General features: G+C 62.8%; 20 protein-coding genes and 1 pseudogene. 3 read left to right on the forward strand and 18 right to left on the reverse strand.

Features of this window, described 5'->3' with window-relative positions; all coding sequences use genetic code 11:
- Positions 1-181 precede the first annotated feature (181 nt).
- Complete coding sequence (locus tag AC1DYR_RS19435) at positions 182-976, forward strand: HAD family hydrolase (RefSeq protein WP_477706543.1); 795 nt, start codon at positions 182-184, stop codon at positions 974-976.
- 123 nt (positions 977-1099) lie between these two features.
- On the opposite strand, the gene AC1DYR_RS19440 is transcribed toward AC1DYR_RS19435, so the two are convergent.
- Positions 1100-2347, reverse strand: coding sequence for an MFS transporter (locus AC1DYR_RS19440; protein ID WP_477706544.1), 1248 nt, complete (start codon positions 2345-2347; stop codon positions 1100-1102).
- Positions 2348-2454: 107 nt separating this feature from the next.
- Between AC1DYR_RS19440 and AC1DYR_RS19445 the strand changes: the two genes are divergently transcribed.
- On the forward strand, positions 2455-3030 hold the full coding sequence (locus AC1DYR_RS19445) for a TetR/AcrR family transcriptional regulator (protein WP_477706545.1): 576 nt from the start codon (positions 2455-2457) through the stop codon (positions 3028-3030).
- Between the two features lie 176 nt (positions 3031-3206).
- Here the strand turns inward: AC1DYR_RS19445 and AC1DYR_RS19450 are convergent, their stop codons facing one another.
- Entirely contained in the window at positions 3207-4178 is a 972-nt protein-coding gene (locus tag AC1DYR_RS19450) for a Bug family tripartite tricarboxylate transporter substrate binding protein (RefSeq protein ID WP_477706546.1), read from the reverse strand.
- A 295-nt stretch (positions 4179-4473) separates the two neighbouring features.
- Positions 4474-10371: an excinuclease ABC subunit UvrA gene (gene uvrA, locus AC1DYR_RS19455; protein WP_477706547.1), complete on the reverse strand. Its 5898-nt coding sequence runs from the start codon at positions 10369-10371 to the stop codon at positions 4474-4476.
- A gap of 200 nt (positions 10372-10571) precedes the next feature.
- On the opposite strand from uvrA, the gene AC1DYR_RS19460 reads away from it, so the two are divergent.
- Entirely contained in the window at positions 10572-11684 is a 1113-nt protein-coding gene (locus tag AC1DYR_RS19460; protein ID WP_477706548.1) for an ABC transporter substrate-binding protein, read from the forward strand.
- Between the two features lie 342 nt (positions 11685-12026).
- Here the strand turns inward: AC1DYR_RS19460 and AC1DYR_RS19465 are convergent, their stop codons facing one another.
- The 15 genes and pseudogenes from AC1DYR_RS19465 to AC1DYR_RS19535 all read right to left on the reverse strand — a co-directional run bounded on the left by AC1DYR_RS19465 (position 12027) and on the right by AC1DYR_RS19535 (position 26812).
- A complete protein-coding gene (locus tag AC1DYR_RS19465; RefSeq protein ID WP_477706549.1) occupies positions 12027-12491 on the reverse strand; it encodes a hypothetical protein in 465 nt (154 codons plus the stop codon).
- A 192-nt stretch (positions 12492-12683) separates the two neighbouring features.
- The gene (locus AC1DYR_RS19470; RefSeq protein WP_477706550.1) at positions 12684-12842 is read right to left on the reverse strand and encodes a hypothetical protein; all 159 of its coding nucleotides are present in this window, start codon (positions 12840-12842) and stop codon (positions 12684-12686) included.
- Positions 12843-12962: 120 nt separating this feature from the next.
- Complete coding sequence (locus AC1DYR_RS19475) at positions 12963-14621, reverse strand: MFS transporter (RefSeq protein ID WP_477706551.1); 1659 nt, start codon at positions 14619-14621, stop codon at positions 12963-12965.
- A 192-nt stretch (positions 14622-14813) separates the two neighbouring features.
- On the reverse strand, positions 14814-15464 hold the full coding sequence (locus tag AC1DYR_RS19480; protein ID WP_477706621.1) for a 2-hydroxychromene-2-carboxylate isomerase: 651 nt from the start codon (positions 15462-15464) through the stop codon (positions 14814-14816).
- Positions 15465-15511: 47 nt separating this feature from the next.
- Positions 15512-15781, reverse strand: a complete 270-nt coding sequence (locus AC1DYR_RS19485; protein ID WP_477648230.1) for a DUF1289 domain-containing protein — start codon at positions 15779-15781, stop codon at positions 15512-15514.
- Positions 15773-16264: pseudogene (locus tag AC1DYR_RS19490) on the reverse strand (YbaK/EbsC family protein); the annotation flags it as partial. The gene AC1DYR_RS19485 and the pseudogene AC1DYR_RS19490, both read right to left, overlap by 9 nt.
- Position 16265: 1 nt before the next feature.
- Positions 16266-17186, reverse strand: a complete 921-nt coding sequence (locus tag AC1DYR_RS19495) for a hydroxymethylglutaryl-CoA lyase (protein WP_477706552.1) — start codon at positions 17184-17186, stop codon at positions 16266-16268.
- Between the two features lie 27 nt (positions 17187-17213).
- Positions 17214-17672, reverse strand: coding sequence for a DUF3592 domain-containing protein (locus AC1DYR_RS19500; protein ID WP_477706553.1), 459 nt, complete (start codon positions 17670-17672; stop codon positions 17214-17216).
- A 48-nt stretch (positions 17673-17720) separates the two neighbouring features.
- Positions 17721-18650: a 2-hydroxyacid dehydrogenase gene (locus AC1DYR_RS19505; RefSeq protein WP_477706554.1), complete on the reverse strand. Its 930-nt coding sequence runs from the start codon at positions 18648-18650 to the stop codon at positions 17721-17723.
- A gap of 36 nt (positions 18651-18686) precedes the next feature.
- Positions 18687-20678, reverse strand: coding sequence for an acetyl/propionyl/methylcrotonyl-CoA carboxylase subunit alpha (locus tag AC1DYR_RS19510; protein ID WP_477706555.1), 1992 nt, complete (start codon positions 20676-20678; stop codon positions 18687-18689).
- Positions 20671-21336 (reverse strand): DUF4126 domain-containing protein, encoded by a 666-nt coding sequence (locus tag AC1DYR_RS19515; protein ID WP_477706556.1) that lies wholly within the window; start codon positions 21334-21336, stop codon positions 20671-20673. The genes AC1DYR_RS19510 and AC1DYR_RS19515 overlap by 8 nt, the downstream gene beginning before the upstream one ends.
- A gap of 214 nt (positions 21337-21550) precedes the next feature.
- Complete coding sequence (locus tag AC1DYR_RS19520; protein WP_477706557.1) at positions 21551-22330, reverse strand: enoyl-CoA hydratase/isomerase family protein; 780 nt, start codon at positions 22328-22330, stop codon at positions 21551-21553.
- Complete coding sequence (locus AC1DYR_RS19525; protein WP_477706558.1) at positions 22327-23505, reverse strand: dienelactone hydrolase family protein; 1179 nt, start codon at positions 23503-23505, stop codon at positions 22327-22329. The genes AC1DYR_RS19520 and AC1DYR_RS19525 overlap by 4 nt, the downstream gene beginning before the upstream one ends.
- A gap of 100 nt (positions 23506-23605) precedes the next feature.
- Positions 23606-25075: a M48 family metalloprotease gene (locus AC1DYR_RS19530; RefSeq protein WP_477706559.1), complete on the reverse strand. Its 1470-nt coding sequence runs from the start codon at positions 25073-25075 to the stop codon at positions 23606-23608.
- A 114-nt stretch (positions 25076-25189) separates the two neighbouring features.
- Positions 25190-26812: a carboxyl transferase domain-containing protein gene (locus tag AC1DYR_RS19535; RefSeq protein ID WP_477706560.1), complete on the reverse strand. Its 1623-nt coding sequence runs from the start codon at positions 26810-26812 to the stop codon at positions 25190-25192.
- Positions 26813-26980: the final 168 nt, after the last annotated feature.

Below are 26980 nucleotides of genomic sequence, written 5' to 3' on the forward strand. Positions count from 1 at the left end.
GGCTTTGCCGGGCCGCAGGCGCAGTCCCCTGCAAGGGGAAAAGGGCTACACGCAGTGAGCCCGATAGGGGTGTGCCAATTTTTCGGCTTTGCCGGGCCGGAGGGGGGCGGCCCCCTCGGGGGGCAGCGACCCACACAAAGTGGAGGAGCGTGGGGGCCACATTCAGTGCGAAAATTTCACCATGCAAGAACTCTCCCGCTGGCCCACCGCGCAACGAAAAGCCGTCACCGGCCTCTTCACAGACATTGACGACACACTGACCACCGAGGGGGAGATCACCCCCGATGCGCTGGAAGCTTTGGGTGAGTTAAAAGCCGCCGGCTTCAAGATCGTGGCGGTCACAGGGCGCCCGGTTGGTTGGAGCGAGCCTTTCGCGGCCCGCTGGCCTGTCGATGCCATCGTGGCGGAGAACGGCGCCGTGGCGCTGCTGCCGGATGCCCAAAGCGCCGCGCCGCGGCCGCTGGCCAAGATCTACCAGCAGGATGCGGCCACGCGCAGCGCCAACTTCGCGCGCATGCAGGCCGTGCTGGCGCGCATCGAACGCGAAATGCCGGGCGTGCACCGCGCCACCGACTCGCCGGGCCGGGAGACCGACATTGCCATCGACCACAGCGAGTTCACGCAGCTCAGCGACGCGCAAATCGCCGCAGTGGTGGCGCTGATGAAAAGCGAAGGCATGCACGCCACCGTGAGCAGCATTCATATCAACGGCTGGTATGGCAGCCACAACAAGCTCGAAGGCGCGCGCTGGATAGTCCGGCAGCTCTGGCAGCGCGACCTGGACGCCGAGATGGACCAATGGGTCTACGTGGGCGATTCGACCAACGACCAGCTGATGTTCAAGACCTTTGCCAACAGCGTGGGCGTGGCCAACATCGCGCGCTTTGTGCCGCAGCTGGCGCACCTGCCGCGCTACGTGACGCGCAGCGAGCGCGGCGCGGGTTTCACTGAGGTAACGCGTGCGCTACTGGGATAACCCAGCGCAGCGCGCGGCTGCCCCGCGTTACCTCAGCGGGTGCCGCGGATCGGGCTTTGCCCGGCCGCAGGCACCGTCCCCTGAAGGGGAGGGGACGCTACACGAAGTGAGCGTCAGCAGGGGCTAGCTATATTGGCGGCGCACTGAGCCCCAGCGCAGCCAGGCGCCGAGAGCGGCCACCGCCAGCACCAGCGCTGCATAGCCTTCCGCAGTAGCGGGCAAGCCCAGCGGCGCAATCAAGCGGCCCGCCAGCATGGCGGGCACGCTGAAAGCCAGATAGCTGGTGGCATACAGCGCGGCAAACAACTCAGCCCGCTGATGTGGCTGCGCCAGCGGTGCGAGCGTCTGCACTTGCGCAGAGAAAGCCGAGCCGCCGCCAAAACCGGCCAGCGCCGTGCCGGCAAAAAACAGCGCCACAGAGCGCGTGGCCAGCGACACAGCCACCAGCCCCGCGCCCACGGCCAGCAAGCTCATGCCGACGGCGCTCATACGCACCGGCGACAGTTTTTTCAGCAAGGTCGGTGACGCAGCGCCCAGACCGAAGAAGGTGGCAATGGCGAGGCCGTTGACGATGCCGTCATGGATGCCAAAGATTTGCTGCAGCATGGAAGGCACCAACGACAGGTACAGGCCTGCAAGCGACCACACCGCCAGCATCGTCGGCACGCCGCGCACAAATTCGCCGCGCGCCTGCACCGGTATTGAAATGCGCGGTACCAGCGAAGCCAGCGCGCCGGGGCGCGGCGTGGCGCTTTCGGGCAGGAACAGCGTGGCCACCGCACCCACGACGCAAATCGCGGCCAGCACGCCAAACACCAGCGGCACCGGGTGCAGCGCGAACTTGACGGCAATGCCGGTGAGCAGCGCGCCCACGGCCAGCCCCGCCAGCGGCGAGATGCTGCCGATCATCGCGCCCAGGCGTTTTTGCGCAGCCGGGGCGGCCTCCACCACCGCAGCCGTCAGCGCGCCGCTGACCATGCCGGTCGCAATACCCTGCACGATGCGCGCGGCAATGATGCCGTTGATGCTCCCGGCCAGCAAAAAAGTCAGCATCGCGCCCGCCTGCAGCAGCAAGGCGGTAAACACCACAGGCCGGCGGCCGATGTGGTCAGACAGCGAGCCCGCCACCAGCAGCGAGGCCAGCAGCGCAATCGCGTAAATGGCAAAAGCTACCGTCAGCAGCGCCGGTGAAAACCCCCACTGCTGCTGGAAGACGACGAACAGCGGCGACGGCGCGCTGCCCGCCACGAAGAACGCGAACAACAGGATCGCCAGCAGGGGGAAGGCGGCTGCGGGCGGCAGCTGCCAGCGGGGCGCCGTCGAGCGGGATGGTTGCAATGAGGGATTGGCGGGAGCAGCAGGGGTAGCCATGGGGAAACGCTCAACTTTCTTAAAGCTAATTTATTCGCGTTTGTGAATTCTATACCCGTTCAAAAATTAACGCAAACATCGTGGCTTTTAGGCTAGAATCCGCCCTGATGAGCACTCTCCAAACGCCCCAGAACAAACGCCCCGGCGGACGCAGCGCCCAGGTGCAAACCGTGGTGCGCAAGGCGCTGGAAGAACTGATTGCCCAGGAGGGCCGCGACAAGGTCACCGTGCCGGCCGTGGCCGAGCGCGCCGGCGTGAGTGCTTCCAGCATTTACCGGCGCTGGGGCGACGTGAACGGCCTGCTCGGCGAAACCGCCCAGCAGAGGCTGGACCCGAACCGTCCCTTGCCTGAGACGGGCGACCTGAAAGCCGAACTCACGGCCTGGGCCAAGGAACTGATCAACCACCTCAACAAGCCAGGCAATGCCTCCCTGCTGAAGGCCGCGGCGGCGCTGGCGGGATCAGAAGAAACCAACTGCCTGAAAAACCGCCGCAACGAAGCCACAGTTCTGGTCAAACGCGCCCAGGCCCGCGGCGACGCCACACCCACCGTGCAGCAGGTGCTGGACCACATGATGGCCCCGATCATTTACCGGTTGATTTTTGGGGCTGGCGTAGAACCAGCCTTAGCCGACCAATTGGCCAGCGAACTGTTCGTACTAGCCAACCCCGTCAGTAAATAAACCAAAAAGCAAGCAGAGGCCGCGGAACCGGCTTAGCCGGGCCGCTGGCCTCGTCCCCTGGAAGGGGAAAAGAGGCTACACGCAGTGAGCCTCGATAGGGGTGTGCCTATTTTTTCGTCCCCTGCAAGGGGAAAAGAGGCTACACGCAGTGAGCCTCGATAGGGGTGTACCAATCTTCAGTTGGGCTTAGCTAACCCAAGCTTGTCTATCAGCACTTTTTCGCGCCCAACTGTGTCTTGCGCAAACTTCGTGTAGTCCGCGGAGCTCAGGTAGTTGGGCAGCATGTCGTACCGGCCCAGCGCCGCAACATAGCTGGGTTCTTCCATCGCTTTCTTGAAGGCATCGTGCAGGCGCTTGACCACCTCGCGCGGCGTACCTTTGGGTGCGCCTATGCCAAAGGGCGAGTTCTGCACGATGTCATAGCCCAGCTCTTTCAGCGTGGGGGCGTTCGGGAATTTGTCGAGCCGCTTCTCGCCCCAGGTATTGAGCACACGCAGCTTGCCGGCCTCGACCTGCGGCGCAAAACCGGTGCTGTCGGCGCCCGCCATCAGCTGGCCGCTGACGAGCGCCAGCATCAGGTCGGCACTGCCTTTGTACGGCACATGCTGCAGCTCAATGCCGGCCTTTTGCGCGATGAGCTCGGTCGTCAGGTGCGGGCTGGTCAGCGTGCCCGTCGAGCCGTAGGTCAGCTTGCCCGGGTTGGCCTTGGCATAGGCGACAAAGTCAGCCCAGGTTTTGAACGGGCTGTCGGCAGGCACCACGATGCCGAAGGCGTAGCCGGTCACGTTGATCACGTAGCTGATGTCCTTGACCGGGTCCCAGTTGATCTTGGTGGTGTAACCAAGGCGGAACACACCCAGCGGAATCTGCGCCAGCGTGTAGCCGTCGGGCTGCGCGCTTTGCAGCTGCTGGGCCGGCAGGGTGCCGCCCGCGCCGGGCTTGTTCTCGACGATCACCGTCTGGCCCAGGATTTTCGAGGCGTTGTCGGCCAGCGAACGCATGGTGATGTCGGTCGGCCCGCCCGCCGGGAAGGCGACGATCAGCTTGATCGGTTTGACCGGGAATTTTTGCGCATGGGCCGCACCCCACGCGCCGGCGAGTGAAATGGCCAGGGCGGCGGTGATCTGCAGTAAAGGACGGCGTTGCATCGGGGGTTCTCCTGATCCTGAAGGTGTGGCGAGCGTGAAGCCCATATCATGCGTGCAGCAAGCCAATACTGCATCAGGGCAACACCTGAAAGGTTGTCACGTCGGCGTCAGCCTCATCTTAAAGCGCTTAAAGCGTTTTAAGTACTTTTAGCGTTTCAACCATACAGGACAAGCGCAAACAGCTATCAATTCAATAGCAAAATCCTGCCGCAGCGTTGACTCCATCTCTGCCAGCAGGGGCCGCGGAACTGGCTTCGCCAGGCCGGAGGCGCCGCCCCCTTGAGGGGGGAACAGGCTACACGCAGTGAGCCTGGACGGGGGTGGATCTGTTCAGCACGCTTCCCAAGGCTTTCCCTGTATGCGTGCCGAGCTTGACGACAGCCTCAGGCGGTGCCGAAGCCACCACACGCCCACCCGCGTTGCCGCCGTCCGGCCCCAGGTCAATCACCCAGTCGGCTTCGGCGATCACGTCCAGGTCGTGTTCGATCACCACCACGCTGTGCCCGCCGTTGACCAGGCGGTGCAGCACGTGGATCAGCTTTTCGACGTCGGCCATGTGCAGGCCCACCGTGGGCTCGTCCAGTACATACAGCGTGTGCGGCGCCTTCTGGCCGCGGCGCGTGATGTCGTCGCGCACCTTGCTCAGTTCGGTCACCAGCTTGATGCGCTGCGCCTCGCCGCCCGACAGCGTCGGCGACGGCTGGCCCAGCGTGAGGTAGCCCAGGCCCACGTCTTTCAGCAATTGCAGCGGGTGGCTGATGTTGGGCATGGAAGAGAAGAAATCCACCGCCTCGTCCACTTCCATTTTCAGCACGTCGCCAATGTTCTTGCCGCGCCAGGTCACGGCCTGCGTTTCGGGGTTAAAGCGCGCGCCGTGGCAGGTTTCGCACAGCACTTTCACGTCGGGCAAAAAGCTCATGCCGATGGTGCGCACGCCCGCACCTTCGCAGGTGGGGCAACGGCCTTCGCCGGTGTTGAACGAAAAGCGCCCGGCGCTGTAGCCGCGCGCGCGGGCTTCCAGCGTGTCGGCAAAGAGCTTGCGTATCGTGTCCCAGAAGCCGATGTAGGTGGCCGGGCACGAGCGCGGCGTCTTGCCGATGGGCGTCTGGTCGACTTCCAGCACGCGGTCTACCGCCGCATAGCCCTCGATGCGTTCGCAGCCGGTCCAGTCGGGTGTCTTGCCCTTGTCGTCGGCGTCGCGGCCCGACTTCGTGGAGCGCTGCATGACGCCCGCATGCACATTGGTGAGCAGCACGTCGCGCGCCAGCGTTGACTTGCCCGAACCCGACACACCCGTCACCGCCACCAGGCGGTACAACGGCACGGTCACCGACACGTCCTTGAGGTTGTGCAGGTCGGCATTGACCACGGTGAGCCAGGAGGTGAAAGGCCCGGCTGCCGCGGGCGCCGCGTTGTGCAGCGCGCTGGCACTGGCCGCAGCAGCCTTGAGCGCCGCAGCTTTCAGCGTTGCCGCCTTCTGCTTGCTCACGGGTTTGGCGTTGACGTCAACAGGTCCCTCTTTCACCACGGCAACCGGTGCCGCGCCCTTGCGCGTTTCACGCCGCAGCTGCAGCGGGTGAATCAAGGGGTTCGCCAGGTAGCGACCCGTCAGCGATTCAGGCACAGCCGACAGCTGCGCCGCCGTGCCCTGCGCCACCAGCGTGCCGCCGCGCTTGCCTGCGCCGGGGCCGATGTCGATGATGTTGTCGGCGCGGCGAATCGTGTCTTCGTCATGCTCGACCACCACCAGCGTGTTGCCGCGGTCGCTGAGCTTGCCCAGCGCGCTCAGCAAAATCTGGTTGTCGCGCGGATGCAGGCCAATCGTGGGCTCATCGAGCACGTAGCAGACACCCTGCAGGTTGGAGCCCAGTTGCGCCGCCAGTCGGATGCGCTGCGCCTCGCCGCCCGATAGCGTGGGCGCGCCGCGGTCCAGCGTGAGGTAGCCCAGGCCCACGTCTTCGAGGAATTCGAGCCGGCTCTTGATCTCCGGAATCAGGTCGCGCGCGATACCGGCCTCACGGCCCAGCAGCGCGAGTTTTTCGACCCAGCCCCGCACGTCCGTCACCGACAGCGCTGCGATGTCGGCAATGCCGACGCCCGCAAACTTCACCGCGCGGGCCTTGGCATTGAGCCGCGTGCCTTCGCAGGTCGGGCAGGCGGTACCGGCCACGTCTTCCACCTCGGGTTCGGCAAAACTTTGCTCGCGGCCCTTGTTGTCGTCGTCCATCACCGAGTCGTCAAACACCTTGCGCTGCTCTTTGGTGAGCTTGACGCCCGTGCCCACGCAGTCGGGGCACCAGCCGTGTTTGCTGTTGTAGCTGAAGAGGCGCGGGTCGAGCTCGGCATACGAGGTGGCGCAAATCGGGCAGGCCCGCTTGGTGGAAAAGGCGATCAGCTTGCCAATGTTTTTGGCGCTGGTGCCAGCCATCATCGCGCCGCGCAAACCATCAAGCGGGGCCAGCACATGGACAACGCCCTTGCCGTGTTCCAGCGCGGTCGCCAGTGCGGCGCGCAAGGCGGCTTCGTTGTCAGGCGAGACATGGATGTCGGCAATCGGCAATTCGACCGTGTGTTCCTTGAATCGGTCGATGCGCGGAAAGCCGGTGGTGGGTAAAAACTCGCCGTCGATGCGCAAATGCGTATAGCCGCGCGGGCGCGCCCAGTCGGCCAGCTCGGTGTAGACGCCCTTGCGGGCAATCACCAATGGGGCCAGCAGGCCGATGTGCTGGCCGCGGTAGGTTTTGATCAGCTGCGCGGCAATGCTTTCGGGGCTTTGCGGCATCACCGCCGCGCCGTCTTTGGTGCAATGCTGGATGCCCAGCTTCACGTAGAGCAGGCGCAGGAAATGCCAGACCTCGGTGGTCGTGCCCACGGTCGACTTGCGGCCGCCGCGCGAGAGGCGCTGCTCGATCGCCACGGTGGGCGGAATGCCATAGACCGCATCCACCTCGGGCCGGCCCGCCGGCTGCACGATGCTGCGCGCGTAAGCGTTGAGTGATTCGAGGTAGCGCCGCTGCCCTTCGTTGAACAAAATGTCAAAAGCCAGCGTGGATTTTCCCGAGCCCGACACGCCGGTCACCACATTGAACTTGCCGCGCGGAATGTCGACCGACAGGCTCTTGAGGTTGTTCTCTTTGGCGTTGACGATCTGGATCAGGTTGGAGAACGCGGGGCGCTTGGCCCACACTTTGGGTCGCGACTCTTCAACGCCGTGGACCTTGCCCATGGCGTGCTCGTAGTCACGCAGCGCCAGCGCGGTGTGTGAAGTCGGGTGCTGGCGCACCTCTTCGGGCGTGCCCTGGGCCACCAGCAGGCCGCCGGCCTCGCCGCCTTCGGGCCCCAGGTCGATGAGCCAGTCGGCCGAACGGATCACGTCGAGGTTGTGCTCGATGACGATCAGCGAGTGCCCGGCTTCGAGCAGCTTGCGCAGCGCGCGCATCAGCTTGGCGATGTCGTCAAAGTGCAGGCCGGTGGTCGGCTCGTCAAACAAAAAGAGCGTGCCGCGGCCCGGCTGCCTGAGCGCGAGCGCTTGCTTGCTGGCGCTGGTGGTCTTGCTGGCATTGGCAAGGAAACCCGCGAGCTTGAGGCGCTGCGCCTCGCCGCCCGACAGCGTGGGCACAGGCTGGCCCAGCTTCACGTATTCCAGGCCCACGTCCACGATGGGCTGCAGCGCGCGCACCACTTCACGGTCTTGCGCAAAGAGGGCCACCGCCTCGCTCACGGTGAGGTCCAGCACGTCGGACACATTGAGCAGGCGCGGCTTCACGTCACCGATGGCCTTGCGCTCAATCGTCACTTCGAGGATCTCGGCGCGGTAGCGCTTACCGTCGCAGTCGGGACAGCGCAGGTAGACGTCGCTCAGGAACTGCATCTCGACGTGCTCGAAGCCCGAGCCGCCGCAGGTCGGGCAGCGCCCGTCGCCGTTGTTGAAGCTGAACTTGGTGGCGGTGTAGCTGCGCTGTTTCGCCAGCGGCGCCAGCGCGAACAGGTCGCGCACCGCGTCCCAGGCGCCCACATAGCTGGCCGGGTTGGAGCGCGCCGTCTTGCCGATGGGCGACTGGTCAACAAACACCACGTCGGTCAGGTGGTCGGCGCCCATGAGGCGGTCGTGCAGACCCGGCGTCTCCGTCGCCTTGCCGAACTGGCGCAGCAATGCCGGCGCCAGGATGTCCTGCATCAGTGTGGACTTGCCCGAGCCGCTGACGCCCGTCACGCAGACCAGGCGTTGCAGCGGAAAGTCGACCGTCAGGTTCTTCAGGTTGTGGTCTCGCGCGCCTTCAAGGATGAGGCGTGGGGTGCTGTCAGTCACCGCGCGCTTGAAGCCCATGCCCACCTGCTTGCGTGAGCCGAGGTAGGCGCCGGTCAGCGTGTCGGCATGTTTGATGTCGTCAGGCGTGCCGTCAAACACGATCTGACCGCCCTTCTCACCCGGGCCCGGGCCCATATCGATCAGGCGGTCGGCCGCCAGCATGACGGCGGGGTCATGCTCGACCACCACCAGCGTGTTGCCGGCGTCGCGCAGGCGGTGCATGGCCTGGGTGATGCGGTTCATGTCGCGCGGGTGCAGGCCGATGGAGGGCTCATCGAGCACAAACAGCGTGTTGACCAGCGAGGTGCCGAGTGCGGTGGTGAGGTTGATACGCTGCACCTCGCCACCCGAGAGCGTGCGGCTTTGCCGGTCGAGCGTGAGGTAGCCGATGCCGACGTCGCAGAGGTATTTGACGCGGGTCTGGATTTCTTCGAACAGCGACTTCAGCGCCTGCAGTTCAGCGTCGTCGCCCATCACGTCGAGCGAGAGGCCGCTGAAGAACTGCCGCAGCCTGTCGATCGGCAGGCGCATCAGGTCGTGCAGCGCCAGGCCCGGCAGGGCTTCAAGCTGCTCGCGGCTCCACTGCACACCCACCGGCATGAAACGCTGGCTGGGCGGCAGCACCGCGTCGGCGGCTTCCTTCGAGCCCAGGCGCCAGAGCAAAGACTCTAGCTTGAGGCGTGCACCGCCGCAGGTCTCGCATTGCGTGTAGCTGCGGTACTTGGACAGCAGCACACGAATATGCATCTTGTAAGCCTTGCTTTCGAGGTATTCGAAGAAACGCTTGATGCCGTACCACTGCTTGTTCCAGTTGCCGTCCTTGTAGCCCGGCGTGCCGTTGATGACCCAGCCCTGCTGCTCTGGCGTGAGCTTGTACCACGGCGTGTCGCGCGGAACACCGGCCGCTTCGGCGTGGCGCAGCAGGTCGTCCTGCGCTTCTTTCCAGGCCGGTGTCTGGATGGTCTTGATGGCGCCGGCGCGAAGGGTGAGCTTGTCGTTGGGAATTACCAGGCCGTAGTCGACGCCGATGACGCGTCCAAAACCTCGGCAGGTTTCGCAGGCGCCCATGGCGGAATTAAAGGAGAACAGCGAGGGCGTGGGGTTGGTGTAGCGCAGGTCGCTGTCGGGGCAATGCAGGCCCGTCGAAAAGCGCCACATCACATCCGGTTGACCGTCTTCTGCGTGTTGTACGTAAATGTTCAGTCGCCCGCCACGCTTCAATGCCGTCTCAATCGCTTCCATCACACGGGCTTTTTCCACCGCGTGGGTGCGAAAACGGTCGGCCACCACGTCGAGCAGCTTGTGCGGGCCGGCCGGCGTGGCCACGTCGCGCTGGGCATGCACGCGCGTGAAGCCACTGACAGAGAGCCACTGCTCGACCTGCTCGGCGCTGGTGTTGCCGGGCAGCTCGACCGGGAAGGTCAACACCACGCGCGGGTCGCCCTCCTTCGTGCGCGCCATCAATTCGGCATAAATCGATTCAGGCGTGTCGTGGCGCACGTTCTGCGCCGTCTGTTTGTCAAAGAGCTGCGCGGCGCGTGCGTAAAGCAGCTTCAGGTGGTCGTTGAGCTCCGTCATGGTGCCCACGGTGGAGCGCGAGCTGCGCACCGGGTTGGTCTGGTCGATGGCGATGGCGGGCGGCACGCCTTCCACCTTGTCGACGGCCGGCTTGTCCATGCGGTCCAGGAACTGCCGCGCATAGGCCGAGAAGGTTTCCACATAGCGGCGCTGGCCTTCGGCAAACAAGGTGTCGAACACCAGGGACGATTTCCCCGAGCCGCTGGGGCCTGTAACTACCGTCATTTCACCGGTGCGGATATCCAGATCGAGGTTTTTGAGGTTGTGCTGGCGCGCGCCGCGAATGCGGATGATTCCCTGGGACATGAGTGCAGTCTTTCCTGAAGAGGTCAAACATTCTAGACAGGGCAACCGGCTGCGCATGATGTAGGGATTAATGTCCTTTTTGCACACTTTCAACTACGTCAATCAGGGCGGCTTCTGGTTTTCCTGATCGCATTTTTTGCGCTTTCATGGTTCACTTATGGTTACATCATTTCACCCCGGATGGAAACACTGTGAACAACATGAACAAACTCAGCCGATGGTGCGCCGCCATCGCGATGGTGGCCGTGGCCCAGGCCAGCCATGCACAACTCCTTGTCGGGCAGACCGCGGGATTCACCGGCCCCGTGGGCGCCGGCGTCAAGGAAACCACGGAAGGCGCCAAGCTCTACATCGACGCCGTCAATGCCAAGGGCGGTGTGGGCGGGCAAAAGATTGAGCTGGTGTCGCTCGACGACAAGTTCGATCCCAAGCTGGCAGTCGAAAACGCACGCAAGCTGATCGAAGAACAAAACGTGCTGGCCATGTTCCTCACCCGCGGCACACCGCACACCGAAGCCATCATCCCGCTGCTCGACAAGAACGGCGTGCCGCTGGTTGGCCCCTCTACCGGCGCCATGGTGCTGCACCAGCCCGTCAAAAAAAATGTGTTCAACGTACGCGCCACCTACCAGCGTGAAGCCGAAAAAGCGATCACCCACCTGCATTCCATGGGCATCACGCGTATCGGCATCGTGTATGCCGACGACAGCTTCGGCGCTGACGGCGTAATGGGCGCGCAAAAAGGGCTTGCGACTGCCAAGCTGCAGCCCGCAGTACTGGAAAAATTCGACCGATCCAAACCCGATTTCGGACCCATCGCACCCAAGGTCTACCAGTCCAATGCGCAGGCCGTCATCATGGTGGCCTCGGGGCAGGCGGTGGTCGACGGCATCAAGGCCTTCCGCGCGGGCGGCTCCACGGCGCAGATCGTGACGCTTTCGAACAATGCCTCGGGCGGCTTTGTGAAAAGCCTGGGCGACAATGCACGCGGCGTGATCGTCACGCAGGTGTTTCCGTATGAGCGCTCCATCGCCTTCCCCATGGTGAAGGAGGCGCAGGAGCTGTCCAAGGCCAAGGGGCAAGCCGACGTGAGCCCCGCGATGCTGGAGGGTTTTGCCGCTGCCAAGGTGTTGGTGGAGGGCTTGCGCCGGGCCGGCGCCAAACCCACGCGCGAGAAAATCCAGGCCGCACTGGAAGGCATGCGCAAGCTGGATATCGGCGGGCTTGAGGTGAGCTACAGCCCCGAGGACCATACCGGGCTTGACTTTGCCGATCTGTCCATCATCGGCACCGACGGGAAATTCAAGAGGTAAATAGCACCCCCCTGCCGACGCTCACTTCGTGTAGCGTCACCTCCCCCCAGGGGGACAGGCGCCTTGCGCCCGGCGTAGCCGGATCGCGGCCCCTGCTTGGGAAGAGAATCCCCCCTGCCGACGCCACTTCGTGTAGCGTCACCTCCCCCAAGGGGGACAGGCGCCTCGCGCCCGGCGTAGCCGGATCGCGGCCCCTGCTTGGGAAGAGAATCCCCCCTGCCGACGCCACTTCGTGTAGCGTCACCTCCCCCAAGGGGGACAGGCGCCTTGCGCCCGGCTTAGCCGGATCGCGGCCCCTGCTTGCGAATTCGCAAACCTGCGGCGCCAAGCCGTACGGTTTGCTCAGCCGTAAAGCGCGCTTTCGAGTTCCTTGAACTTCTCGGGGCCGACAGCTTCCTTGATCTTGGGCGCCAGCTCCTTGAGCTTGTCAATGTCGCCTGCGGCTTCCACCGCCAGGTTCAACCTGAAACCCCGAAGGCCCAAGGCGGCCGTCAACCGTGTGGCGATGGGATAGGCCCTTGAATAATGCTCTTGGGCATTCAGGGTGGGACTGCCGTCGGCGTTGTGCGCCGACACCTCAGGGGCTGGCTCGGCAGGCGGCTGCACTGCCAGCGGCGCCAGCAGGCCCAGCGAAATCAAGTGGTTGATGTCTTCTGCGGTTACGCCGAATCCCGAGGTGGCCTTGACCACATCCTCCAGGCTGCGTTTGCCGTCAAACATGATGAAGGCAGAGCGCTGCCGGGGGGTCAATGCGACGGTTCGGTTCTGCACGGCGGTCTGGCCGGCTTCCGTCTTGGTGTAAATCATCGGCTGGTCTCCAAATAAATGCGCGAGGGTGCCACCATGAGGTGCTTGATTTCCAGAGACGCTGTGATCGTTGTTTTTGTCTCTGTTAAATCAATTTAACTCATTTTCACCGGCAACGCACCTTTTCTGGGCATGATCGCGGCGACGTCCTGCACGCGAAAGCGCCACTCGCTGTCAGCCTGACCCCTTCACTCAACCATGCGTACGCGCTTCCAGAGCAGCGACAACAACAGGCGCGGCCAGCCGCGAAGCACCATGCTTTTCACCGCCCAGATCAATATCACCACCCTTGTTCAACAGAAATAATGCCAGCCCGGCAATCACGATAAACCCCACAACAAGTTTCCACATCTTTCTTTCTCCCAAAAAAAAGCCCCCGGCAAATCGATGACGAGGGCCCGAAAAAAACACCAGGCTTTTCAGCCTGAAGAGCCGGTGCGGGCTCCTGGCCCGCACCGGCGCAAATACCCATCAGTCGTTGGCGTAAATATCCACGTCCTTGGTTTCCTTGATGAACAAGGTGCCCACCACCAGCGTCATGCCGGCGATGATGATCGGGTACCAGAGGCCGTTGTACATATTGCCGGTCTGCGCCACGATGGCAAACGCCGTGGTGGGCAGCAGGCCGCCGAACCAGCCGTTACCGATGTGGTACGGCAGGCTCATGGAGGTATAACGGATGCGGGTCGGGAACAACTCCACCAGCATGGCGGCGATCGGGCCGTACACCATGGTGACCAGAACCACCAGATAGAACAGGATGGCCGTGACCATGACCTTGTCAACCTTGGCAGGATCTGCCTTGGTGGGATAACCGGCAGTCTTCAGGTCATCAGCCACCAGCTTCTTGAACTCGGCGTCCTTTTTCTTGGCGTCGTCGGCGCTCAGGCCTTTGGCGGTGTAGCTGGGGATGGCGGTTTCACCGATCTTGATGGTGGCCACGGTGCCGGCGGGTGCGGCGACGTTTTCATAGCTCACCGAAGCGCCTGCCAGCACTTGCTTGGCGATGTCGCAGGAGCTGGTGAACTTGACGGTGCCGGTCGGGTTGAACTGGAACGAGCACTCATTCGGGTCAGCAGTCACCACCACCTTGTTCTTGGCTTGTGCCGCGGCCAGGTCAGGGTTGGCGGCTTTGGTCAGCGCGGTGAACACGGGGAAGTAGGTCACCACAGCCAGCAGGCAGCCGGCCATGATGATGGGCTTGCGGCCGATCTTGTCGGACAGCGTTCCGAAGATCACGAAGAAAGGCGTACCCAGGATCAGCGAATAAGCCACCAGGATGTTGGCCGTGGGGCCGTCGACCTTGAGCGCCTGCGTCAGGAAGAACAGGGCGTAGAACTGGCCGGAATACCACACCACAGCCTGGCCGGCGGTCAGGCCGATCAGCGCCAGGATCACGATCTTCAGATTTTTCCACTGGCCGAAAGATTCGGACAACGGTGCCTTGGAGGTCTTGCCCTCAGCCTTCATTTTCTGGAAGGCAGGAGATTCGTTCATCGACAGCCGGATGTAGACCGACACGGCCAGCAGCAGGATGGACACGATGAAAGGAACGCGCCAGCCCCAGTCGGCAAATGCGACTTCGCCCATGGCGGTACGCACACCCAGGATGACCAGCAGGCTCAGGAACAGGCCCAGCGTGGCTGTGGTCTGGATCCAGGAGGTGTAGGCGCCGCGCTTGCCCTGCGGCGAGTGCTCGGCCACATAGACAGCTGCACCGCCGTATTCACCGCCGAGCGCCAGGCCTTGCAGCATGCGCAGGGCAATCAGGATCACCGGAGCGGCAACACCGATGGATGCGTAGTTGGGCAAGAGGCCCACGATGAAGGTCGACAAGCCCATGATCACGATGGTGACCAGGAAGGTGTACTTGCGGCCGATCATGTCGCCCAGGCGGCCGAACACCAGCGCGCCAAAGGGGCGCACGATGAAACCGGCTGCAAAAGCGAGCAGCGCAAAGATGAAGGCAGAGCCTGCATCCAGTCCGCTGAAGAACTGCTTGGCGATGATGGCGGCCAATGAACCGTAGAGATAGAAGTCGTACCACTCAAATACGGTGCCGAGTGAGGAGGCGAAAATCACCTTCTTCTGCTCGGCTGTCATCGGCCTGTTGTCGACGGCTGTTGCCATGATGTTGTCTCCAAAATAATGAGACTTCCGGTATGGAAGCTACCTTCATTATTTGGGTTGTGCCTGACCTAGCTCTGACGTGAAACTAACAGGAGCTTTCACGAAACTTATGCGTGGCTGACAAGTCAAGGGGAAACCCTTGAAGAACTTTTCAGCATGCGAAGCACCTCAGGGAAAACGCTTAAAACCTTCTTAGGCCCCGCGTCGAATGCCCGTCGCAACCTTACACGCGGCATTCCAGCCATCACCATCAAACCACGGGCTGCCGAGCAGGTACTCGCGCAGCATCGGCAACGCATCCAGGCCCCAGAAAATTTTGCCATCGACCTCAAACGCCGGCACGCCAAAAGCGCCTTTGGCAATCGCCGTTTCGGTATTGCTTTTGAGCTGCGCCTTGACGCTCTCGCCCTGCACATCGCGTGCTGGCGCTAGCTGCTTGACAAGCGCTTCGTAACGGGCCGCATCGCCGGCTTCACCGCCTTCGCCCCAGACATGGCGAAAGATGGTTTCGCACGCATAGCGGTTGGGCGTGCCGCCCTGCCCTTCGGGGCCGCAGGCCACGGCCAGACGCAGCAGGGGCAACGGGTTGAAGGGGTGGCTGGCCGGCATCTTCATTGCGATACCCAGGCTGTGCGCCAGCCACAGCACCTGCCGGTAGGTCCAGTCGCGTTTGGGGGCGATCTCCGCAGGGCCCAGCTGGCCATAGTGCTTGAGCATGCCCGCGAACAGCACCGGCGTGTACGCCACGCTGTAGCTCACACCCTTCAGCGCTTCTGGGAGGCACTCAAAAGCCAAAAAGGCATAGGGCGAAATGACGTCGAAGTAGCATGTGATGTGCTTGATCAGGGGTGCGTCACCGGCTGCCGGCTTCATCGTCGTGTCCTCGCCGGTCATGGCTGCATCGCAGCCATGCGCTGCCCTATGGATGTCCAGATATGGCGCTTTGCGGTGTCGTCGGCCCCACTCCACTGCGCGATTTCATCGCGCGTGCGAAAGCAGCCCTCGCACAGGCCCGAAGCCGCGTTCATGCGGCACACGGAAATGCAGGGCGACGGCGCGTCCGGCTCATCATCGAGTGTGGCCGCGCGCAGAGAGACCAGTTCGATCGCGTGCTTGCGTGCCAGTTTGTCTTCGTCCACATTCACCGCAAAGTCCGCCACCGGCGCGCCCGTCAGCAGCTCAAGCTCCTGTGGCGACAGCTGGAACACCGCATGCGGATGGCCCGCAGCCGCCCACACGGTTTCAAAGCGGAACAGCGAGCGGTCAATCAGCGTCACGGAGGGCGTGGCATGCGCCAGCGGCGACACACCGCCTATGGAGAACCCCGTGCGCGCCTTCACAAATTCCGCATCGGCCCGAGCCAGCCGCTTGCCATCGATACACACCATGGCCTCGACCTTTTTCTCATCGACCCGCTGGTCGCCTGACGTGACCACCAGCACGGCGGCATCGTCAGACTTGCGGCGAAAAATAATGCTCTTGGCAATCTGGCCCACCTGCACACCCAGTGCATCGGCCGCCTGCTGCGCGGTGCGCGCGGCATCGTCGAGCATGACGGGTGCATGCATATGGCCACTGTCCAGCAGCACAGCGGCAACCCGCCGCACACCCTCTGGCAACGTCTTCAATTCGGATCCACACATTTCAATTCATTCGTTTGTTAAGAAGCGCGGTTGCCGCGCGGGAGTTCGGCTTGCGCCCCAGGAAATCGCTGATGAATTTTCCCGCATCAATGAGCTTGTCCAGGTCAATGCCCGTCTCAATGCCCATGCCATGCAGCATGTACACGACATCTTCGGTCGCCACATTGCCGGTAGCGCCCTTGGCAAACGGGCAGCCGCCCAGGCCCGCCGACGAGGTATCGTATTGCCACACGCCCATCTGCAATGCCATCAGCGTATTGCCCAGCGCCTGGCCGTAGGTGTCGTGGAAATGCCCCGAGACATCGTTGATGTCGAAATGTTTGAGCGTCGCCTCCATGGCGCGCCGCACCTTGAGCGGCGTGCCCACACCAATCGTGTCGGCCACACCCACATGCTGCACACCAATGCCCTTCATCAGGCCGGCGAGCATGTCCACACGTTCAGGTGAAATTTCACCTTCATAAGGGCAGCCCACGGTGCAAGACATCGCGCCCCGCACATAAATACCTTTTTCTCGCGCGGCCTCGACCACGGGGCGAAAGCGCTCAATGCTTTCGGCAATCGAGCAGTTGATGTTCTTCTGGCTGAAAGCCTCGCTGGCCGCGCCGAACACCACGATCTCGTCGGGCCACAGCTCGCGCGGCGGCGCAATTGCGGCTTCAAAGCCTTTCATGTTGGGCGTCAGCACCGAATAGCGCACACCCGGCTTGCGCTTGATGCCGGCCATCACCTCGGCGTTGTCGGCCATCTGCGGCACCCACTTGGGCGACACATAACTTGTGACTTCGATCTCGGTCAGCCCCGCGTCCTGCAGGCGGTGCACCAGCTCAATCTTCACCGCGGCCGGCACCTGGGCTTTTTCATTTTGCAAGCCGTCGCGCGGGCCAACATCGACAATTTTGACTTTGGAGGGCAAAGACATGGTTTTTTCCGTATTCGATTTCAAGTGTCAGGCGGCCGCAGGTGCCGCGCCGCGCGGGCGCAACCACAAAAGCAGCCAGCCGGCCAGCACACCCAGCGCACTGAACAACAAAAGAACCCCACCGATAAAGCCCTGCACCAGCACCGACCCCACAATCTGGGCCTGCACCGGGTCTGCCACCGGGTAACGCACCTTCACGGTTTCGCCGACTTTGTGAACGGCGCCGCCCTGGCGCACCAAGGGGTCAGCCACACGCAGGGTACGGCCATCGTGCGCGGAAAATTCAACAATGCTTTTCTGGCCCGTGCTGAGCTTCAGGTGGGAAGCTTCATGTCCCACCACCCGCCCGACTACCGTGCGGGTGTCGCTGCCAAGGCCCAGGCTTGAGGCCAGCAGCCAGAGAGCTCCCAGGGCTGTCAGCCCGCTGGGCACCAGCAACAGCCAGCCAAAAACACTGAGCAGGCGGTGAGATATGGACGATGGCATCAATGAAACTCCGGGGCCTGCGCTTCAACAGCCACTTCAACAACCACTTCAATAGCCACGCAGTGGATCAACAATACCAGCAACCCGCTCCCCGCGTTCGACGGCACGCACCTTGCCCGCAATCTGGGCAATGCTTTCCTCACGCAGCGTGCGGGCCGAGGTGTGCGGGGTTACCGTGACTTTCGGGTGTTTCCAGAAAGGGTGATCTGCCGGTAACGGTTCGGTATGAAACACATCCAGCGTGGCGCCCGCCAGGTGGCCGTTGTCGATCAGCGTGATCAGGTCGCCATCGACCAGGTGGCTGCCGCGCGCCACGTTGATGACATAGCCGCCGGGCCGCAACCGCGACAGGGTGTCCAGGTTCATGATGCCCCGCGTTTCAGACGTCAGCGGCAGCAGGCATACCAGGATGCGGCTGGCCGCCAGGAAATCCTGAAACCCCTGCCCACCCGCATCGCCCGAAAAACACCGCACACCCTCAATCGTCTTGGGCGACCGGCTCCAGCCATTGACCGGAAAGTCGAACTGCGCCAATGCACGTCCGACGCGCTCGCCCAGCACGCCCAGACCCATCACGCCAACGGGATAGTCGGTGCGCAGGCGCGGCTTGCGGTACGACCACTTGCCTTCGGCAATATCGGCCTCATAGCCATCGAGCTCGCGAAAGTGGCGAATGACCGCATGGCACACAAACTCGGCCATCTGCACGGACATGCCGGCATCGTCCAGCCGCACCACCGGTACGCCGGCTGGAAGCCGCAGCTTCATCAGCGCATCGACACCGGCGCCAATGTTGAAGATGCCCTTGAGCTTTGGCTGCTCGTCAAAGAACTGCTGGGGCGGCGCCCAGACCACCGCGTAGTCGGCCGGCGCCGCGCCGGCGGACCACAGCTCCACCTGCGCATCGGGGAACTCGGCTTTCAGGCCGTCTACCCAAGGCTGGGGTTTGATATCGGAACAACAAAAACTGATGCGCATGAAGAAAATCCCGTTTGAATCAAAGCAAAGTAAAAATCAAACGGCTATTTTCAACAATTCCGAGCCCTCGCTCACCTGGTCGCCCGGCGCATACAGCAACTCCTGCACCACGCCATCGGCCGGCGCGGCAATGGTGTGCTCCATCTTCATGGCTTCCATCACTGCCAGCGGCTGGCCCTTGCTCACCTTGTCGCCCGCCTTGACGGCAAACGACACCACCTTGCCGGGCATGGGCGCCGTGAGGCGGCCGCCTTCGGCCTGTGCTTCGCCCGCATGGGCCAACAGGTCGATGGAAAGGATTTGCGTGGCGCCTTTGGCCGTGAACACATGGTCCAGCTCGCCCTGGGCATACACGGCGGCCGTCATGCGCTGGCCTGCAAACTGCACGTCAATGCCCTGGGCGGTTTCAGCAAACACCAGCGGGCCCGATGCCTCGCCAATCGTGAGGTGCAGCGCACCGTCGTGCAGATAGGCAAGCGTTGCCTTGGCGGGTTCGCCGTGAAATTCAAACTCAAAGCGGCGTTCCATCACACCATGCGAGCGCCAGCCGTCGCGGCGGCTGAAAGGGTCTGCGCCCTCCATGGCCCGCTCATCCAGCAACGCCCTGGCCACCGCTGCCGCGCCCGCCATAGCCAGGCCCACCGGCTCCTGCCTGAAGAGCACGGCTTCTTCGCGCTGGATCAGCGCGGTGTCGAGGTTGGCTTTGGCAAACGACGGGCTGCGCACCACATAGCGCAAGAACTGCACATTGGTGCTCAGGCCCACGATGCGGGTCTGCGCCAGCGCATCATCAAGCCGGGCAAGCGCTTCTTCGCGCGTGGCGCCATGCACAATGAGCTTGGCCACCATGGAGTCGTAATAAGGCGAGATCGCATCGCCTTCACGCACGCCGTCATCCACGCGGACCTGTCCTCTTTCAAACGCCGTATGCAGCGGCTTCTTGTAGACGTGCAGCGTGCCGGTGGCGGGCAGGAAGTTGTTGTCGGGCGTTTCGGCGCAGATGCGCGCTTCGATGGCATGGCCGTGGATTCGCAGTTGCTCTTGCGCCAGCGGCAGTTTTTCACCCGAAGCCACGCGCAGTTGCCACTCGACCAGGTCCAGCCCGGTAATCGCTTCGGTCACCGGGTGCTCCACCTGCAGGCGGGTGTTCATCTCCATAAAGAAGAAATTCATGGAACCATCCGCGCGCTGCTCAACAATGAATTCCACGGTGCCTGCGCCCACGTAATTCACGGCACGCGCAGCGGCCACCGCCGCCTCACCCATCTGCTTGCGCATGGCTTCCGTCATGCCGGGGGCAGGCGCCTCTTCCAGCACCTTCTGGTGGCGGCGCTGCACCGAACAGTCGCGCTCAAACAGGTAAACGTAATTGCCGTGCGTGTCGCCAAACACCTGGATCTCGATGTGGCGCGGGCGCTGGGCATACTTTTCAACCAGCACCGCGTCGTCGCCAAAGCTATTGATGGCCTCGCGCTTGCATGAGGCCAGCGCCGCGTCGAAGTCTTCCGTCTTGTCGACCGCGCGCATGCCCTTGCCGCCGCCGCCCGCGCTGGCCTTGATGAGTACCGGGTAACCAATGCGGTCAGCCTCGCGCTTGAGCAATGCCGGGTCCTGGTCGCTGCCGTGGTAGCCGGGCACCAGCGGCACGCCGGCTTTTTCCATCAGCTGTTTGGACTCGGCCTTCAGGCCCATGGCCTTGATGGCAGACGCCGGTGGGCCAATGAACACCAGCCCGGCGTCGGCACAGGCCTGGGCAAATTCCTCGTTCTCGCTCAGGAAACCATAGCCGGGGTGAATCGCCTCGGCGCCGGTGGCTTTGGCGGCTTCGATGATGCGCTCCCAACGCAGATAGCTGTCTTTGGGCGCGCTGCCGCCTATATGAATGGCCTCATCGCAAAAGCCGACATGCTTGGCGCCCGCGTCGGCGTCGGAATACACCGCAACGGATTGAATGGCCATGCGCCTTGCAGTAGCAGCTACCCGGCAGGCGATCTCGCCCCTGTTAGCGATAAGAATTTTTTTAAACATGATCGTTCTTTGAGAAAGGAGACTTCAAGGTAAATGCCGAGGTGGTGCCCGGGTCGGGCCGGCCACTGAAGATGCGGGCCACACGGGTGAACAGCTGGCGCAAAAAACGCCAGCAGATGCGGATCAGCCAGATGCTGAGCGCCAGCACCAGGGCCAGCACCACCACAAACACCAGCGGGTGCGCAATCGCCAGCCACAGGCCGGCCGGCACCAGCGAGTCTTCGACCAGCGAGGCGCCGATGTTGCTGAAAGGCTCGGGCGAGGTGTTGATGGCTGCCCGCGTGGTGGCCTTGGCGGCAAAGCTGGTAGCGGCCAATGTGCCGCCCAGCAGGGCCGCCACCAGCGCGCCCAGGCCGTTGTCGGCGCCAAACACCGCCGCCGCAAGCGCCGCACCCGCGGGGATGCGGATCACGCCGTGCACCACATCCCACAGCGAATCAAGACCCGGAATCTTGTCGGCAAAAAATTCAATGAATACCATGAAGCCGCTGACACCCAGCACCACCGGGTTGGACAGCAGGTGCAGGCCCTGGGGAAGCTCTACCCAGCCCATGAAACCGGCCAGCCCGGTCAGCAGCACCACAAGGTACAGACGCACACCGCTGGCCCAGCCCAGCGCGCCGGCCAGGGCAATCAGTTGTGCGGTGTCCAGACTCATGGAGCCCCCACGCTTTTCACTTCGTGTAATACGCTGCCCCCCGAGGGGGCGCGAGCTTGCTTGGGGCGGCCCGGCGCGGCGCTCATCCGCTGTTCATGCGAGGCACTGCTCAAAAACCAGCGAACGCCGCGGGACCGGCTTTGCCGGACCGCTGGTGTTGCCCCCTCGAGGGGGGAGGCGGCTACACGAAGTGAGCAAGAAACGGGGGGGAGTGTCATATTTGCCACGAGGGTTTGCGTTTTTGCAGGAAGGATTGAACGCCCTCACGCCCTTCCGGGCTCACGCGCACATCGGCAATACTTTCCACCGTCATCTGCACGAGTTCCGGCGTGATGGGCTGGCTGGCCACGTCCTGCACCAGCTGTTTGCAAAGCTTCACGGCTTCAGGCCCTGAATTGACAAGGGCCTTCACTAGCTCGGCCACCTTGGCGTCCAGCGCCTCGGCCGTCACCACTTCATGAACAAAACCAATGCGCAAGGCCTCGGCCGCATCAAAACGTTCAGCCGTGAGGAAGTAGCGATGCGCCGCCCGCGTACCCATCGCGCGAATCACATACGGGCTGATGGTGGCGGGTATCAGGCCCAGCTTCACCTCGCTCAGGCAATACCCTGCCGTGTCCACCGACACAGCCATGTCGCAAGCCGCCACCAGGCCGATGCCGCCGGCATACACGTCGCCCTGTATGCGGGCAATAACGGGCTTGGGGCATTCATAAACGGCCTGCAGCATGGTCGCCAGGCGGCCCGCGTCTTCCAGGTTCTGCGCATGGGTGTAGTCGGCCATGCTGCGCATCCAGTTCAGGTCGGCGCCGGCACAAAAGGCCGGGCCGTTGGCCGCCAGCACAACGCAGCGCACCTCGTCGTGCATGCCCAGCTCGACAAAAGCCTGCGTCATCTCGGCGATGACCTCCTGGTTGAAGGCATTGCGCACGTCAGGCCGGTTCAGCGTGACGGTGGCGAGCGGCCCGCTCAAAGTGATGGTGAGGTGATTCATGGCTGTGTCCAGACGACGTCATCGTCGACGGCGTAAAGTTTGCATTTTTCCGGCGATTTGCGGTTGCAGCTGTCAAGCGCCCGTTTGACCGGGTCGTCGCCGCCCTCGGCCCAGCCCCAGCCGCCGGTGGGCCCTATGGCAAACGCGCGGGGAGCATCCTTGGAAAGAAAAACCTTGTAGCCATTCTTGCCCGACGCCGACAGGAAAGGCAACTTTGGCTCTTCAGTAATCGCGGCGAAATCTGTTTTGGGCGGCCGTTCAGTTTTCGGGCTAGCGCCAAACCGGGCAAAAACCGGTGAGGGCTGGCTGGGCAGGCCGATTTCATCAAGGAAACGCGTCACTTCCGGCTGCCAGATGGTTTGACCTTTGGTGGCGCCGAACATGCTGTGCGAATCACTGCCGAAAGTGCCAAACGCCACCACACGCGCCTTGCCGCCGCCCGCGTTGTAACGCGCAGCCATCTCCTGCCAGGTGGTGGGCGCGAAGTAGCTGTCGTTATCGCCGTAAAACCAGAGCGAAGGAACGCGTGTGTCTGCCGCATAACCGGCAGCGCCCCTGGCGAGCCCCGTTTCCCATCCAGCGCAGGTCTCCTGCCGCAAGCCGCCCGCGAAATTCACGAGCCCCTTCACGCCGGGGTAATTGAGCGCGCCAAAGGCCAGCGTTGTCCAGCCGCCATGCGATTGGCCCACGATCAAAATACGGCTCTTGTCTGCATACGGCTGCTCAAGCGCATAGTCCAGCACGGTCTTGACGTCTTCAGCCTGTGTGCGGCCATTGCTTTCCACATTGCAGCCGCCATTGATATAACTTCCGCTGGATTTCGAAAACCCCTGACGCATGGGAACCAGCACCACGTAGCCGCGCTGCAAAAAATACCGCGCCGCAATGGCCGGCCGATAGCGCGACTGAAAGCGCGGGTCACCATAGGCCTTGCCATGGTTGATGATCACCACCGGAAAAGGCCCGGGGCCGTCGGGCTTGTAGATCGTGGTTTCCAGCTCCGTGCTGCCCACAAAGGCTTTTTTGGACACCAGCACGACGGACTCATTGAGCGCCGCATTCAGCTCGGGCTCCTGTGCATGCACCTGGGGCGCGAAGCTGCCGCAGAGCCCCGCCAACAAAAAGGCCGATGCAGCTCTGCGCCATACGTGCGAAGAAAAGGTGATGTCAGTCATGGCGTTCGCCCCCTTTGTTCGCATGGCTTCTTTCCGCTTGCCAGCCCGATAGAAGCCGGCCCCCTCCGCAATGACTCATGATTGAAGCCCGGTAACTGCTTCATGGCTGAGTCCATACGACTTTGTCATCCACCGCGTACAAGCGGCAGGGATTCTTGAATTTTTCGCAATTGCGGACGGCTCTTTCCATCGCATCGGTACCGTATGCGCGTGCGATTGCGCCTTTGTCAGAGAGGGCAACAGCCCTGGGAAAAGGCTCGGTTAACCATTCAAGGTACAAAGTTCGGCCCCTTGGGCTCACGCGGGGCAAAGCGTCCGCATTGGCCAGGTCCGCAAAGCTCGTGGAAGGTGGAACAGGCCCGGCATGCACACGGGCAACGGGCGACGCACCAGTCACCTCAGAAGCGGCGGTTTCGGCCACCGGTTCAGTTTGCGGTGCTGGCTGCTTTTGCCCAGCAGCACTCGCTGAAAAGACACTTGCCGGATCCGAATACACCTGTTTCGCGCGCCGCGTCACCTCCTGCTCCAGCAGTCTGTCCTCGGCATGGGCAGGGTAGAAGGTCCTGCTCTTGTTCCAGGTATCAACACTTCGCTGCAGTTTTTCCTCACGGTTCAGATCAATTCCACGCGTGCGCCTGTAGGTTGGCGCGCCAAAAGAATCCTCATCCTGAACCAGCTTGCGGATGATGGCCGCGTACGCCGGTACATCAACACCAAACCCGGATGACAAGCGCATGGCAAGCCGGTCTGCCCTGACCAGGTCCGCAGACTTCGGCTCTCTCAGCTCGCTTTCCTGGTTCTCGCCAATACTTGCCAGGCTGCCCACCAGGAGTTGCGCCAGCATCCTGCTTTTTGTCCGGTCACGGCTGAGTTTCAAGGCAACATGCGCGACCTCATGGGCAAGCACCACGACCAGCTCGTCCCTGGAAAGCCTGGCCAGCAGCGGCACCGTCACTATCACGCTGGCGCCCTCTGAATCGGCGTACCGGTAGGTCCCATCCACCACATTCAGTGAGAGCTGGCAAACCGCGACCCGCCTCACCGCAATCTTTGCCGGCTCACCGTTGCGCTTGACTGAAAACTCAACCAGGGGAGCTGCGTCCGGATTTTTCTCCCGCACATGCGGCCCCACTGAATCCGGCTTGGGGGTTCCAAAGAAGCGAAGAAGCTGCCCCTGCTCAGCAAACTCAAATGGCTCGCGCGCCTTGAAGCCGGCGTATCCCCAAGGAGTCCTGTCGATGTCCGCCAGAAAAATACTGGCGCCGGGCCCCATGTTGTAGTGCCTGGCAAGCTCCTCATATTCCGCCAATGATCTCTTGGGCAATTTGTCGTTGGGCAAAGGAGGAATGCTCCTGGGAAATCCCCCCAGGCTCCACGTCCAATCGGCGTCCTCCTTTTGGCAAAGGGGCTGCGCCGCATAGGCCAGCTGAAAAAGAAGCTGCTCAGCAGGCGCGCTGATTTTCTTCACCTCCACCATCCGGGACGGTTGCGTCTCGGGCAACGCCGCACCTGCGTCAGAGGCGCCCCAAAACATCAGGGCCACAAGCCATAAGGGGTGATATTTCAGCATTTGTCTTTTTTTGAGTTGGGTTGCCGGCTATTGAATCACTGGATATGACGCGCAACAACAGCACAACGTAGGTTTTTTGCCCAACTGCCCTTGATGGTCTTACCGGTCACCGATTTACATCCGGAAGACGCCAAACTTCGTATCGGGAATCGGCTGGTTCAGCGTGGCAGAAAGCCCCAGCGCCAGCACACGCCGCGTATCGGCCGGGTCAATCACCCCGTCGTCCCAACCCCGCGCAGTGGAGTAATACGGGTGCGACTGCTGGCCAAACTGGTCCAGCACGGGCTGCTTGAAGGTGGCCTCTTCTTCGGCACTCCAGCTGCCGCCCTTGGCTTCAATCGCGTCGCGCTTCACAGTCGCCAGCACGCCGGCCGCCTGCTCGCCGCCCATCACGCAGATGCGCGCGTTCGGCCACATCCACAAGAAGCGCGGTGAATACGCCCGGCCGCACATGCCGTAGTTGCCGGCGCCGTAGCTGCCGCCAATGATCACGGTGAACTTGGGCACCTGGGCCGTGGCCACGGCTGTCACCATCTTGGCGCCGTGGCGCGCGATGCCTTCGGCTTCGTATTTGCGGCCGATCATGAAGCCGGTGATGTTCTGCAGAAACACCAGCGGCACCTTGCGCTGGCAGCACAGCTCGATAAAGTGCGCGCCCTTCTGGGCTGATTCGCTGAACAGAATGCCGTTGTTGGCGATGATGCCGACAGGCATGCCCTCAATGTGCGCAAAGCCGCAGACCAGCGTGGGGCCAAAGCGCGCCTTGAACTCATGGAACTCGCTGCCGTCGACGATGCGGGCAATCACCTCACGCACGTCGTACGGCTTTTTGGGGTCGACAGGAATCACGCCATGCAGCTCTTGCGGGTTGTAGAGCGGCGGCACCGGCGTGCGCAGGGCCTGGTCGAAGCGCTTGGTTTTGTTCAGGCTGGCCACGGCCTGGCGGGCCAGCGCCAGCGCATGCGCGTCGTTTTGCGCCAGGTGGTCGGCCACGCCCGAAAGCCGCGTGTGCACGTCGCCACCGCCCAGGTCTTCAGCTGAAACGATTTCACCAATGGCCGCCTTTACCAGCGGCGGGCCGCCCAAGAAGATGGTGCCCTGGTTCTTGACGATGATGGTCTCGTCGCTCATGGCCGGCACATACGCGCCGCCGGCCGTGCAGCTGCCCATGACCACGGCAATCTGCGCAATGCCCTGCGCGCTCATGTTGGCTTGGTTAAAGAAGATGCGGCCGAAGTGGTCGCGGTCGGGAAACACGTCGTCTTGATTAGGCAGGTTGGCGCCGCCCGAGTCGACCAGGTAAATGCAGGTGAGGTTGTTTTGCATTGCCACTTCTTGTGCGCGCAAATGCTTCTTCACCGTCATCGGGTAGTAGGTGCCGCCCTTCACGGTGGCGTCGTTGCACACAATCATGCAGTCCACCCCATTGACGCGGCCAATACCGGTGATGACCCCGGCGCAAGGCGCGCTGTCGGTGCCGTCGCGGTCGGGGTACATGTCTTTGGCGGCCAGGGGGCCGAGCTCAAGGAAAGGCGTGCCCGGGTCCAGCAGCATCTGCACACGGTCACGCGGCAGCAGCTTGCCGCGTGATACGTGCCGCGCCCGCGTGGCCTCACCGCCGCCCAGAGCGGCCTTGGCGACTTGCGCGTTCAGGTCGTCTACCTGCGCCTGCATGGCGGCGGCATTGGCCTGAAAGTCGGCAGAGCGGGCGTTGAGTTTTGTCTCCAGAGCGGGCATGGCAATTCCTGAAATACGGATGAAAGGCGCTGAAATGAGGCTGAAATGAGGCTGGTCTTCGCCAGGCCGTCGGGTGCGTGAGCCCCACCTTGGCACCAGATTAGCGCTAAACAGCCAGCTTAGCGAAAACCCGCCCCACAGGCACAGCCAATGAGGTTGCAAATCCTG

This window comes from Polaromonas sp. P1_F9, from assembly GCF_056405615.1.